Below are 12,833 nucleotides of genomic sequence, written 5' to 3'. Positions count from 1 at the left end.
CGATCGAAGCGGATCACCTCGATCATCTCCCCCGGCTGAGCAGGCGGGGCGTTCGCTGGCCGGATGGTCAGTGCGTGAGCTTTCGCGAGACCCAACAGCATGGCCGTGTCTTGCATGGCCATCGCGGTGAACGTTGGCCGGCCATCCGCCCCTCGATCGAGCCGCCCCCGCAGGAACGTGTCGCGCGGCCCGACCGCGGAGAGCGGAGCCGCCAGGACGGCGCAGTCCCGTGGGACCTCGTCGAAGCCGAGGCCGGCCAGGGCGGACAGCGTCGGCTTGAGGAAGACGAGGGCATTCACGAGGGCTGCCACGGCATTTCCCGGAAGGCTGAGGACCGGCAGCCCTCCGAGAACACCGAACATCGTCGCCTTGCCCGGCCGCATTCGGATTTTCCGGAATGCGATAGGGCTAACCCACGGTTTCGGAAACCGCTGTTTTTGAGCACGGTCCACCTCCAAGGATCACTCGGGCAGCGGGTTGCTGTGAGGGATTGACACCTGCTGAAGGCCTCATCGTTCCGAGATGGCGTAGCATTTCAGCAACAATGTCAAAAATCTTCGCTGGAAGCGGATTAAAGCGTGTGAGGGCGGAAGGGAGAAAAGCGCCGCCGCCTCAACATGTTAAGGTGTCCCAAATATCTTTCATTAGATCAAGTAAAATCTACAGGCTTGGATGATCTTCTACCTCCGCTTGCTTGCGTCGCGCCAGTGGATACACGCTCGAATCCTAGTCGCTCGCAGCATCCACCGCGATCTTCCATACCCGATGGCTGACGAGCGAGCACGAGGACCGTCATGCCTGCCTCTTGTCTGTCTTTGCGTATCCTGCTGTCTTCTGTCTGTCTGAGCGCTGTCACGCTGGCACAGGCACAGGAGCAAGCTGCTCCTGTCGTGCCGGACCGAGCCGCTGATCGCGCTATCGGCTTCGGCCCAAGCGCCGGGGCGGTGACCCTCGACCAGCTCAGCGTCGAAGGACAGGGTGGCGGTGTCGTTGGGCCTCAGGGTGGCATCACAATCGGCTACCTGACCAAGCAGACGCGCAGCGCAACCAAGACCAACACGCCGCTGATCGACACGCCCCAATCCGTTACGATCGTCACCCAGGAGCAGGTCCGGGACCAGAATTTCCAGAACCTCACCGATCAGCTCCGCTACGTGCCGGGCGTGATCCCGGCTCAGGGTGAGAACAACCGCGACCAGGCGATCATCCGAGGCCAGAGCACCAGCGCGGACTTCTTCGTCAACGGCGTGCGCGATGACGTGCAGTACTTCCGCGACCTCTACAACATCGACCGCATCGAGGTGCTGAAGGGGCCGGACTCACTGATCTTCGGCCGCGGCGGCGGCGGCGGCATCATCAATCGCGTCCTCAAGGAAGCGGACGGCCTGCGGGTTCGCGAGATCGTGGCCGGCGGCGGCCAGTTCGGCGACAAGCGCGTGGCGGTCGATGTCGGCGACCGCATCAGCGACAGCGCTTTCTTCCGCCTCAACGGCGTGTTCGAGGACAGCGGCACCTATCGCCAGTTCGGCGAGCTGACGCGCTACGGCGTCAACCCGACGATGACGTTCCTGATCGACCCGGTCACCACGCTGAAGCTCTCCTACGAGTACTTCCACGACGACCGCTTCCCCGATCGCGGCATCCCCTCGCAATTCGGCCGCGCCTACAACTACCGCAACAATATCCGCACGTTCTTCGGCAATCCGGACGTGAACTTCACCAAGGTCGACGCCAACATCGCGACCGCAACACTCGACCACCTCTTCGAGAGCGGTGTCCAGCTTCACAGCCAGTTCCGCTTTGCAGATTACGATCGCTACTACCAGAACACCCTGCCGGGTGGCGCTGTGAACAATGCCGGTACGGCGGTGACCATCACGGGCTATCGCAATGAGACGCCCCGGACGAATTACTTCAACCAGAACGACTTTACCTACAAATTCCTCACCGGTGACGTGAAGCACACCCTGCTCGGAGGCTTCGAACTTGGCTACCAGGAGGGCTCGGCCTTCCGCGAAACAGCGTTCTTTGGATCCAACCTCGCCACCAGCGTCGTGGTGAACCCGCTCGCCCCGATCACGCGCCTGCCGGTCACCTTCCGCAATAACGGCGGCTCGGACGCAAATTCCCGCTATAACCTTGGCGTCGCGGCTGTCTATGCACAGGACCAGATCGAGCTGAACCCCTACGTGCAGATCATCGGTGGCCTGCGCTACGACCACTTCGACTTCGCATCGACCGATCAGCGCACATTCGTGACGAACGCGCGTATCGACGACCTCGTTTCGCCCCGCGCCGGTCTCGTGATCAAGCCGTTGGAAAATCTTGCCTTCTACGGCAGCTACAGCGTGTCCTATCTGCCGAGTTCGGGCGACCAGATCGGCACGCTCACCCCTGGCCTCGTGATCGCGCAGCCGGAGCGCTTCCAGAACCTGGAGGTCGGCGCGAAGTACGACGTCAACCCGGCCTTCCAACTCACATTCGCCGCCTACAATCTGGACCGCACCAATCAGCGGCTGGCCGACCCGAACAATCCGGGCTTTTTCATCCTCTCGGGCAAGACGAACACGCAGGGCATCGAGATCGGTGCCAACGGCTACGTCACCGACTGGTGGCAGGTCGCGGGCGGCTATGCCCTCACCGATGCCCGGATCGACAGCGCCACCTCGGCCACGATCGTAAAGGGCAACACAGTCGGTCTCGTGCCCTTCAACTCGTTCTCACTGTGGAACAAGTTCGCTGTCACGAAGGAATTCTCGATCGGTCTCGGTTACATCTACCAGACGCATACCTATGCCAGTTCGGACGACACAATCCGGTTGCCAAGCTACAATCGTTTCGACCTCGGCCTGTTCTACCAGGTCAATGAGTTTACCAGGGCGCAGTTGAACATCGAGAACATTTTCGACCGGCGCTACATTTACACGGCCGACAACAACAACAACATCACCCCAGGAGCGCCGCGCACCATCCGGGCTCAAGTCATCGTGAGATTTTGAGCACGCTTGCTTGTCAGGGCGTGCAGCGTGTCAAAGCGTGCTTCATCGCAGCCGGTCAGCAAGGCCAGGCCAGCCCCGGCTCTCCCGAGGCGAGCAACCATATTTGAGCCCACCGATCAGCAGATCGGTCTGCTCTCCTCCATGCGTCACCGTCGGCTCATCCTCGGCGGCGAGGAAACGGATGAAGAGCGCTTGAGCTTGCTACAACTTTACGTAGCTGGCCTCATCATTCAGTCGACGAGCCACCAGGGGCTTGATGTGATGGAATGGTGCCTCAGAAGCAAGGCGCGCTTTGCTTCGAGCGTCGGAACTGCGCGGAGATTTCCTGCTGAAACAGCTCTCTTGCATTCAGTTCGTGCCAGCTTGACCATGTTGCGACAAGCAGCGCAGCCCCCCGCCTGCCCTGCAAAGGGCGATCTTGGCGAAGGGAAGCCTCACGAAGGCTTATGGACCGTCACGAACTGCTGACCGGTGACAAGGCACGCCCTATTTGATCAACCGAGGGGATGCGTCGGTCGCAGGGGAGATCGGCTATGTCATTTCGGAGTCATGCTGCCATCGTCGCTCTGGTGATGACGCTTACAGCGTCAGAGCCCGCCTGGGCGTTTGGATTCCCGGGATGCCCCAACCTCCCCGAGTACGCTCGCGCGGTGGGCACGCTCGATGGACTTTCGACCTGCGGCTTAACTGTCGAAGAGGCTCGCCGCATCGTCGCAGCTCACGATGGCCCCGCTGTCCTACCTCAGGAGGGGACGCCGCTGCCGCAGGCCCACCGCCCGCGCCACGGGAGGGCGCCACATCATCGAGCCGCTGCTGGTCGGCGGCATCCTGCACGGTAGCGCACTGCCTCAGACCCTGTTTGAGCGTGTGATCTCAGGCCGGATCGTTGAGGGCGTTCTGCCGTCATCGCAGGCGGGCCGCTCTTGGCTCCGTCGTGGCCGCGCGGCCCGCACCCTGGTGCACCTGATACTCTGCGTGTGGATGATCGCCAGCCGTGGCTCCGACCGGCGTCCGCAACGCCGTCGCTGCCGGCGGGCCGGAGACCGCACCACCAGGTCCTTCAGGCGCCCCTCGTGACACGTCCGATGCCGGTGCGTCCACATCCGCTCACCACGCCGCCCCGCCAAGCGGAATTCTCGGCTGCACGCGAGACAGCGGGGGGCGGCCGCCCGAGGAGCTCAGACAGGCTCTGAGAGAAGTAACGCCAAGTTGCAGCCATCCCGTGATTCAAGAAGGACAAATGCCGTGCTTCACAAATGCACAAGCTGCCTTTGCTTGCCAATCGGAGATCATCCGTTGATCGGTAGTTCTCGAAGCGCGACGAGTGCGGCCTGACAAACGGCTTCATCCTCGTCCGGCTGGGCACCCGAGGATCCAACACCTCCAACGATGTGCTCCTGAAAGACGAGCGGCACCCCGCCGCTCAGCGGCATTCGCCCGGGAAAGGACAGCAGAGCTGGGTTGGTGCTGACTTGCCCCTGCAGCGTCGCGGTCGTCGTCCGGGCAATCGCAGCCGTCCGGGCCTTCAGTGTGGCGGCGTCCGGCGTGTGCAGGCGGGCACCCTCGAGCCTTTCGAGCAGGATCAGGATGCCGGCATCATCAACTACGGCGATGCTAACCTCGAGCCTGCGCCGCGTCGCTTCAACTCGGGCTGCATTCATGATGTGCCGCGCATCCTGGGTGGTCAGAACCAACTTCGTCCACATGGTCCATGCTCCTCTGCGAGAGCAGCTCCGCCAATGACGGCCACATTTCAGCTCGCGGGCGCCAGGACCGTGGCCTCGGTGATCAAGTGATAGAAGCGCCCATTGAACAGCTTCATGACCTCGACGGTGGCCGCATGCGATTCTGGCCGGATCGGTGATGCGAGGCAGGCTTCGATCGCGTCCATGTCGGGGAAGTCCATCTCCAGGATCATGGCGATGGGCCGGGCATCCTCGTCCTTTGAGCGCAACCGTTGAACTCGTACGGCTACGACGTTGGGAAAGCGCCGCCAGAGCGGCTCCAGCTCGTCGCGCACACGCTGGAAGAACGTATCCTCTTGGCCGTCGTGAATCGTCCCCTCGTAGATCGCGGTTCTCGTGAGCATGGAGATCTCCAACATCAGACACAGCTATGCATGGCCGATCAAACGTCGCCCATGAGAGACCGGGCGTTGGCGGCGATCAAGTCTCAGTCGCGGCTGCGGATAACCGGAGCGGCAGAACCACCGGTCAGCAGCGTCACGGCGGCCTCCTTCGCGGCTACGACCTTCGCAGATGCAATCGAGATACTGAGGCGAATAACTACGCGGCCTCTTGGAACTGCGGCGACCAGGTCATTCCGGCCATCATGCACAGAGGATTTGCGTATACTCGGAAATGTTGTAGGTTTAATTTCTTGGTACGAAACTGCAAGATCTCGTGACCTGAATTCCCAAGGCGAACGAGAACCGAGAGACGGCCGCTGACGCGGCGCCTACGAGCGCCGATCACGTCGGCCGCAGCCACTCGCAAAGCTACAGCTGCGAGCATTGCACGCTCCGGCAGTCAGGCTGCGTCCAGGGGCAGGTGGCTGGCTACTTCAGGCTGGACAAACGCGTTGCAGCTTCTGCAAAGCCATGCCTCAGCGCCTGCTCGTACAAGCTCCTCGCTTTGTCAGTGTCAGGCCGGACTCCGCGAACGCGCCACGCCGCCAAACGTGAAGGATCGAAAGTCTCAGCCAAGGCAAATTCGGCTTCCGCGTTGCCATCGGTCGCTGCTCGATCCATCAGCAGCCGGGCGGCTGCCACATCTCCAAGCTTCAGCAAACGACGCGCACGCTCCAAGAGCGCCGTGGTCGACGGTGTCGCATTGCGAGCCGGCGCAATTGCCGCGCTCGACAGGATTGGGGCGGCTTCTGCTGGAATGGCCGACTCGGTGGCCTCATTTGCGGCGGACATCGCAACAACAGCCTGATCGTCCGCAGAGGCAACAACTTGCTTTGACGGCGTTAGCGATGTAGCCACTTCCGATGCCCTGCGCATTTGTTCGCGCAACGTGCTGAGACCGGAAGCCCAGTCTTCCAAGCTCCCGCTTGTTGACCGCTGTTCCGTGATTTGAGCAGGCGGAGACAGTGTCGCTTCGCGCGAGCGGAGCGATCGTGCGATGGCTTCAACCCCAGCATCGGCACGCCCACCTGGGCTGATTATTTGGGTCGCGCCGCGCCCGAATCCCACGAGGGCGGTGACACCCACAACGAGCCCGAAGATTGCAGCGAAGCTCGCCACGGCATACCCAGCACGGCGGCGCGCGGACATGCTCCCGAAGGACACCTCCGCCCCGTCGCCCTGAGCTTGCGGGCGGCACATCTCCAGGATTGTTCGGTCCGAGGCTGCCTCAGCCGCCGCCTCACTATCAACCAGCCTCAAGGTAGGCAGGGGTCGCCGGTTCGGCGTGGCGCTCATCTCGGTTTTTCCCTCGCCGTATTATCAATGCTCGTTTCGCCGCTGCCACTCGACGAAGTCTCGGAACAGGGCTTCGCGCTTGTCTGCCCCGACAGCATCTGAACCGCGGGATGCCATGAATCTGTCGAAGGTGGCCCGACCCTTCGCCTCGGTGTTCTCTGTTGACTTCTCACCCGCACTCGCCCGTGCCAGCCAGTCCTGCGCGGCCTTGAAGCGGGTCCAGCCCGGCACCTCGGCGGCAAGATTCACCTCGGTCCATTTCGGATGGCGCGGCGGCTTCTGAAACTCAGACAGCTTAGAGAAAAAGCTGTCCACGAACCGCGCGACGCGCTGATACCGGTCGCTGCGCTCGGGCCAATTGTAGACCGCCAGCACCGAACTCACCGCAACCGTGCCAACAGGCGCACCGGAGACCAGGTTCGGGTAGTCCTCACGCGTGAACTGTCCAGGCAGATAGAGGTCTGAGATGCTTGGATCGAAGGGGATCTCAACGAGGTGCAGGCGACTGGCGGGATCCAGCTTCGCCACGGCGGAGATCGGCTTTCCCGACATCTGGAATGTCGCAGCGATCTCGCCACGCTTAAGCATCTCATAGGATGTCGGCTGATCGTAATTCGTTGCCTCGACAGCAATGCCAAGTCGCTCGAAAATGAGCCGCCCGGTGAAGTTCGCCCCGCTACCCTGCAGATCGAAATTGACGCGCTTGCCCGCGAGCTGGTGGACATCCGTGATCTCGGGGCCAGCGATGAGGTGTGCCTCGTCCGTGAAGAGGCGCACCACATAGGCGAGCGACTTCGCCTTCTCGGACAAGCGAGGATCTTTCCGCACCGCCTCCAAGCCATCGGAGCGCACGATTCCGAGATCGACACCCTTCAGCACGAGAATGTCGCGTAGGTTCTGCTCAGCGCCCTTGCCGATGATCGGCAGGATGCGCAAGCGGTCGCCGTCATCGAGGACGAAGGCGAGATCGTTAGCGATCTGGATGAAAGTCCCGGAAACCGTACCCGATATGACAGTCACCACACCTGCATTCGCGCGCTCGGTGATGGCTGCAGGGGGCTCCGCTCTGGCGACTTTGCGTACGATTCCCGCCTGGCCGTAGACGCTCGTCGAGCCAAGAGCACATGCCAAAGCCATCAGGCCGAGCATCGATGACAGCAGGCCAGAGCATGCTTGGCGGAGAGGCATCCGGATCATGGGAGCGCTAACACAAGTTAGAAACTTATGCTTGTTCCTGCAGTCCAGAACGTGACTTTTTTAGGGCCAGATGAAATAAGAACAAAGATCGTGTGCCAGACAGGGTCAAGCTTGCCTATGGATTATTGTATTAATTCGTACCGTCAACCTTTAAGCGCCGCGGCTCGGTGTCAATTGGTGTCTGAGCATTTCTAGACAGTCTTCGGCGCAATTCGTAGAATTGGGGGAGCCAAAGATGTGTCCATCCGATTGCGGCGGGTTGTGACGACTGGCAGCGAGCGTGCTTCAGGGCGACGACATGCTGACGTTGTGGCCGCCCGAGAAGGTGTCCGCGTCCGACCTTGCGGACTTTGCAGGCGGCAGCGGTGAACTTCCAGAAAGGATCAACACCGGCCGAACGACGATGTCGACGTCGGCCCATCTCGGGCGTCTTGCCCGCACTTCAAGTACTTGAGGGCAGAAATGCCGGACGAGCAGCTCGCACCACCGAGGCGATGAAATCCGAGGCGACCTTGATGCGCTTCAAATGCGACATATCGGCATGCGTGAGCAACCAGTACGTACGGGTGATCCTGAAGCTCTGAGGCAGGAGGCGGACGAGATCCGCATACTTGTCCGCCATGAAGCACGGCAAGATACAGAGGCCGGCGCCATTCCTCGCCGCCACCATCTGGGTGATCACGTTCGAAATCCGGATGATCGGCTGCAATCCTGGCAGCGCGGTCGCAAAATAATCGAGTTCCGGCGAGAAGACGAGATCGTCGATGTAGCCGATGAAGCGGTGGCGATGCAGGTCGCCATGGTCCTTCGGCCCACCTTGACGGGCGATATAGGTCGGGGAGCCGTAGAGGCCGAGTTCGTATTCGCCGAGCTTGCGCGCGCGGAGGCGCCCCGTGGCTGGACGTGCGAGGCCGATCGCCAGATCGGCTTCCCGCTTGGACAGGCTGAAGGCCCTCGGAGTCGCCACGAGTTCGATCGAAAGGCCCGGGTGGAGGGTCGAGAATTCACCGAGCCTCTCTGCGAGGCAGAAGGTCCCGAAGGCTTCCGGTGTGCCGATGCGGACAGAACCCGTAAGACCGACAGCAGGGTCAACCCGGTCAAGCCAGATGCCGAGCGTCGCACGCTCAATCTCCTCGGCTCGCGGCAGGAGAAGCTCTCCCTCCACCGACAAGTTGTACCCCGTCGGCCGCCGATCGAAGAGTTTGGCCCCCAGCGCTGTCTCCAGCCGCGTGATCCGCCGGCTGAGTGTCGTATGCTCGACACCCATGGCGCGGGCTGCCTCCGTCAGCCGGCCCGCCCGGGCCACTGCCAGAAAAGCCTGCAAGTCGTCCCACTTGTGAGGTGCCGCCATCTGTCAATCCGAAAGCACGCGTTGTGCAGAAATTGACATAGACGGGCCATCGCGTGTGCGCTTTTTTCGCCCCATCCCGCACGGTCCTTAGAATATGGGCCGCAACAGGGAAGTGAACGCGCGGCTCCAGACCGCGAACCAGGGAGGATGATGCGATGGCGCGGGCCTTCTACCGTGTGGCCGCCGCGTTCTTACTCGGCGTCTGCTCCGCAGCCGCAGCCGAGAAGAGCGTCAAGATCGGCGTCATCAACGACCAGTCATCGATCTACGCCGACATGGGAGGTCCCGGCTCGCTCGTCGCCGCCAAGCTGGCGGTCGAGGATTCCGGGCTGCGGGCCAAGGGCTGGACCGTCGAGATCCTCGTCGCCGATCACGGCAACAAGGCAGATGTCGCCTCCGCGATCACCCGGCAATGGTTCGACACGCAAGGTGTCGACGCGGTGGCGGACGTCACCAACTCCGCCGCCGCCCTCGCGGTGAGCCAGATCGTGCGGAACAAGAACAAGGTCATGCTCGCCTCCGGCCCGGCTGTCTCCGACCTGACCGGCAAGGCCTGCACGCCGAACACGGTGCACTGGACGCACGACACCTGGGCCTTCGCCAACGGCATCGGCAAGGCCGTGGTCGAGACGGGCGGCAAGACATGGTTCTTCCTCACCGCCGATTTCGCGTTCGGCCACGCCCTGGAGCGCGACACCGAGAAGATGGTGGAGGCGAGCGGTGGTACGGTGCTCGGCCGCGTCAGGGCGCCGAACAACACCTCCGACTTCTCGTCCTATCTTCTCCAGGCGCAGGCGTCGGGGGCGGAGGTCATCGGTCTCGCCAATTCTGGCGGCGACACGGTCAACAGCATCAAGCAGGCAGCCGAGTTCGGGATCACCGGCTCGAAGCAGCGGCTGGCGGGGTTGCTCATCTACGTCACCGACGTCCACGCGATTGGGCTGCCGCTGGCTCAGGGCCTCTCGCTCGTCTCGCCCTTCTACTGGGACATGAACGACGGGACGCGCGCCTTCTCGGCGCGCTTCGCGGCGCAGCGGTCGGGCGCGAAGCCCTCCATGGTTCAGGCCGGAGTCTACGCGTCCGTTCTCCATTACCTCAAAGCCGTGGAGGGGGTCGGGGATGCGGGCGACGGCGCCAAGGTCGTCGCGGCGATGAAGGCGATGCCCACCGACGATCCGCTGTTCGGCAAGGGCACCATCCGGGCGGACGGCCGCAAGATGCACCCGATGCACCTCTTCGTCGTCAAGAAGCCGTCCGAGTCGCGCTACCCGTGGGATTACTACGAATACAAGGCGACGACGCCGGCCGAGATCGCCTTCCGGCCGCTGGCCGAGGGCGGCTGTCCGCTCGTGGCGAAGTCGCAGTGACCGGCCGGACCAAGAACCGGCCGGACCAAGAGGAGACGATCAGCATGACCCGGATCGGATTCATCGGCCTCGGCCGCATGGGGCTGCCCATGGTTCGCCACCTCGTGCAGGCCGGGCACGCGGTGCGCGCCTGCGATGTCAGCCCGGCGGCGCAGGAGGCGGCGCGGGGGACAGGGGCCGAGGTGCACGCGACCCCTGCGGAGGCCGTCGCGGATGCCGAGTTCGTGGTCTCGATGGTTCCCACGGGCCGCCACGTGCTGGACATCCACACCGGGCCGGCCGGTACCCTCGAAGGTGTTCCGGCAGGCTGCACGGTTATCGATTGCTCCACGATCGCCGTCGCGGAGGCGCGGGCATTGCACGAGGCCGGCCGGCAGAAAGGAATCGCGGTTCTGGACGCCCCGGTCTCCGGCGGCGTCATGGGAGCCGAGGCCGGCACGCTCACCTTTATGGTGGGCGGCGCGCCATCCGATCTCGACCGCGCCCGGCCGATCCTGGAGGCGATGGGGCGCAACATCTTTCATGCGGGCGCCGCGGGTAACGGGCAGGCTGCCAAGATCTGCAACAACCTGCTGGCGGGCATCTCGATGATCGCGGTCTCGGAGGCCTACACTCTCGCCAAGCGTCTGGGGCTTGATCCTGCGACCATGCGAGACATTGTGTCGACCGCAACGGGAAGTTGCCACGCTCTCGTGAGCTACCCGCCAGTCCCGGGCCTCCTGCCAAACGTCCCGTCAAGCCGCGGGTATCGGAATGGGTTCGCGGCCGACTTGATGCTCAAGGACCTGCGCCTCGCAGAGGGGGCCGCGATGGACACGGGCTCGAGCCTGCCGCTCGGCACCCTGGCGGCGTCGATCTACAGCCTTTTCTGCGGCGCCGGCGCCGGGGATCTCGATTACTCCGGCGTCATCCGCATGATCGAGGGCGAGGAAACGGCCGCCGCAGTCCCGTGAACCATCACAAAACGAAGGAGCCACCATGTCGTCACCGCAGGCTGCCGCCGCCTCCGCGCCCGACCTCCCGCTGAAGCGGATGCTGATCGGCGGCGCGTGGCGCCCCGCTCTGTCCGGCCAGACCATCGTCGTCGAGAATCCCGGGCGGCGCGAACCGATCGGTGAAGTCCCCAGGGGCGACGCGGCGGATGTCGACCTCGCGGTCGACGCGGCCGCGGCCGCGTTCCAGGCCTGGTCCCGCGTGGCGGCGCGCGATCGCGGCCGGCTTCTCCTCGCCATCGGCGAGGCGCTCGAAGCGCGGCAGGAGGAGCTGGCGCGCCTGATCGCCAGCGAGACCGGCAATGCCCTACGGACTCAGGCACGGGGCGAGGCGCGGATGGTCGCCGATGCCTTTCGGTATTTCGGCGGGCTCGCGGGCGAATTGAAGGGGGTGACGATTCCCCTCGGCGAGGGCCAGCTGAGCTACTCGCGTCGTGAGCCGATCGGCGTGGTGGGCGCGATCGTGCCCTGGAACGCCCCGGCGCAGCTCGCTGCGCTCAAGATCGCGCCGGCCGTCTGCGCCGGGAACACGATCGTTCTGAAGGCTGCCGAGGACGCGCCGCTCGCGGTGTTGATGATCGCCGGGATCTGCCAGGACCATTTGCCGCCTGGGGTCGTCAACGTCGTCACCGGCTACGGCAAAGAATGCGGCGAGCCCCTCGCCGCCCACCCGCTGGTGAGGAAGGTCAGCTTCACCGGGTCGACCGCCGTGGGCAAGTCCATCATGCGTGCCGCGGCAGAGCGGGTCGCGCCGGTGTCGCTCGAACTGGGTGGAAAGAGCCCGTCGATCGTCTATCCCGACGCCGACGAGGATTGGGTCCTGGACGGGATCGTGGCGTCGATGCGCTTCACGCGCCAGAGTCAGTCCTGCACGGCGGGATCGCGTCTGTTCCTCCACGCCGACATCTTCGATTCGTTCCTCGACCGCCTCGTCGCTCGGGTCTCGGCTCTGAAGATCGGCGATCCGCTCGACGAGGCGACGGATATCGGCTCCGTCATCAACGAGCGCCAATTCACGAAGATTTGCGGCTACGTCTCTGAGGGGCTGAGCCGTGCCGAGTCGCGGCTCGTGACCGGCGGGATGCCGCCTCAGGAGGGCCCACTCACCCGTGGTTACTTCGCAGTGCCGACGATCTTTGCGGACACCTCCAACGCGTGGCGCCTCGCCCGGGAGGAGATCTTTGGCCCTGTGCTTGTTGCGATCCCCTGGACGGACGAGGAGGAAGCGATCCGCATGGCCAACGACAGCCATTATGGGCTGGCCGCCTATATTTGGTCGCGCGACATCGGGCGGGCGTTGCGGGCCGCGCATGCCGTCGAGGCCGGATGGGTCCAAGTCAATCAGGGCGGCGGCCAGGCGCTCGGCCAGTCCTACGGGGGCATCAAGGAGAGCGGGATCGGCCGCGAGATGTCGCTCGAGGGCATGCTCGACAGTTTCACCGAAACGAAGAGCGTGAACGTCAACCTCGCCCTGCCTCCGCCTCCGGGCGCTCGGTGAATGCC

9 protein-coding genes and 1 pseudogene are annotated in these 12,833 nt (G+C 63.7%); 4 read left to right on the top strand and 6 right to left on the bottom strand.

Going from position 1 to position 12,833, the window contains the following annotated elements:
• Positions 1–383 (bottom strand): annotated as a pseudogene (locus tag F6X51_RS19145) (gephyrin-like molybdotransferase Glp); the annotation flags it as partial.
• 411 nt (positions 384–794) lie between these two features.
• Here F6X51_RS19145 and F6X51_RS19140 point away from each other — a divergent pair.
• Positions 795–2,999, top strand: a complete 2,205-nt coding sequence (locus tag F6X51_RS19140) for a TonB-dependent receptor (protein WP_150965266.1) — start codon at positions 795–797, stop codon at positions 2,997–2,999.
• Positions 3,000–4,288: 1,289 nt separating this feature from the next.
• Here the strand turns inward: F6X51_RS19140 and F6X51_RS19130 are convergent.
• The 5 genes from F6X51_RS19130 to F6X51_RS19110 all read right to left on the bottom strand — a co-directional run bounded on the left by F6X51_RS19130 (position 4,289) and on the right by F6X51_RS19110 (position 8,971).
• Positions 4,289–4,705, bottom strand: a complete 417-nt coding sequence (locus F6X51_RS19130) for a GlcG/HbpS family heme-binding protein (protein WP_150965265.1) — start codon at positions 4,703–4,705, stop codon at positions 4,289–4,291.
• Positions 4,706–4,752: 47 nt separating this feature from the next.
• Complete coding sequence (locus F6X51_RS19125) at positions 4,753–5,088, bottom strand: hypothetical protein (protein WP_150965264.1); 336 nt, start codon at positions 5,086–5,088, stop codon at positions 4,753–4,755.
• Between the two features lie 468 nt (positions 5,089–5,556).
• Entirely contained in the window at positions 5,557–6,045 is a 489-nt protein-coding gene (locus F6X51_RS19120; protein WP_150965263.1) for an SEL1-like repeat protein, read from the bottom strand.
• Positions 6,046–6,447: 402 nt separating this feature from the next.
• Positions 6,448–7,572: a TAXI family TRAP transporter solute-binding subunit gene (locus F6X51_RS19115; protein WP_150965262.1), complete on the bottom strand. Its 1,125-nt coding sequence runs from the start codon at positions 7,570–7,572 to the stop codon at positions 6,448–6,450.
• A 490-nt stretch (positions 7,573–8,062) separates the two neighbouring features.
• Complete coding sequence (locus F6X51_RS19110; protein ID WP_150965261.1) at positions 8,063–8,971, bottom strand: LysR family transcriptional regulator; 909 nt, start codon at positions 8,969–8,971, stop codon at positions 8,063–8,065.
• Positions 8,972–9,126: 155 nt separating this feature from the next.
• Here F6X51_RS19110 and F6X51_RS19105 point away from each other — a divergent pair, with 155 nt between their 5' ends.
• From F6X51_RS19105 to F6X51_RS19095, 3 genes are read left to right on the top strand one after another with little or no spacing between them, the layout of a single operon-like run.
• Positions 9,127–10,338 carry an ABC transporter substrate-binding protein gene (locus tag F6X51_RS19105; protein ID WP_150965260.1) on the top strand — a complete coding sequence of 404 codons (1,212 nt, stop codon included), beginning with the start codon at positions 9,127–9,129 and terminating at the stop codon, positions 10,336–10,338.
• Positions 10,335–11,291, top strand: a complete 957-nt coding sequence (mmsB, locus tag F6X51_RS19100; protein WP_407658641.1) for a 3-hydroxyisobutyrate dehydrogenase — start codon at positions 10,335–10,337, stop codon at positions 11,289–11,291. Before F6X51_RS19105 ends, mmsB begins: the two co-directional genes overlap by 4 nt.
• Positions 11,292–11,316: 25 nt before the next feature.
• Positions 11,317–12,828: an aldehyde dehydrogenase family protein gene (locus F6X51_RS19095; RefSeq protein ID WP_210250321.1), complete on the top strand. Its 1,512-nt coding sequence runs from the start codon at positions 11,317–11,319 to the stop codon at positions 12,826–12,828.
• Positions 12,829–12,833: the final 5 nt, after the last annotated feature.

The sequence above is a fragment of the Methylobacterium planeticum genome (assembly GCF_008806345.1).
Classification (GTDB): domain Bacteria; phylum Pseudomonadota; class Alphaproteobacteria; order Rhizobiales; family Beijerinckiaceae; genus Methylobacterium; species Methylobacterium planeticum.
Note: the sequence above shows the minus strand (reverse complement) of the source record. Positions and strands in the feature narration are given on the sequence as shown.

Excerpts from the sequence above, each read along its gene's own strand:
- F6X51_RS19140 (WP_150965266.1), top strand. The coding sequence starts at position 795 with ATGCCTGCCTCTTGTCTGTCTTTGCGTATCCTGCTGTCTTCTGTCTGT.
- F6X51_RS19110 (WP_150965261.1), bottom strand. The coding sequence starts at position 8,971 with ATGGCGGCACCTCACAAGTGGGACGACTTGCAGGCTTTTCTGGCAGTG.
- F6X51_RS19105 (WP_150965260.1), top strand. The coding sequence starts at position 9,127 with ATGGCGCGGGCCTTCTACCGTGTGGCCGCCGCGTTCTTACTCGGCGTC.
- F6X51_RS19115 (WP_150965262.1), bottom strand. The coding sequence starts at position 7,572 with ATGCTCGGCCTGATGGCTTTGGCATGTGCTCTTGGCTCGACGAGCGTC.
- F6X51_RS19130 (WP_150965265.1), bottom strand. The coding sequence starts at position 4,705 with ATGTGGACGAAGTTGGTTCTGACCACCCAGGATGCGCGGCACATCATG.
- F6X51_RS19095 (WP_210250321.1), top strand. The coding sequence starts at position 11,317 with ATGTCGTCACCGCAGGCTGCCGCCGCCTCCGCGCCCGACCTCCCGCTG.
- F6X51_RS19125 (WP_150965264.1), bottom strand. The coding sequence starts at position 5,088 with ATGCTCACGAGAACCGCGATCTACGAGGGGACGATTCACGACGGCCAA.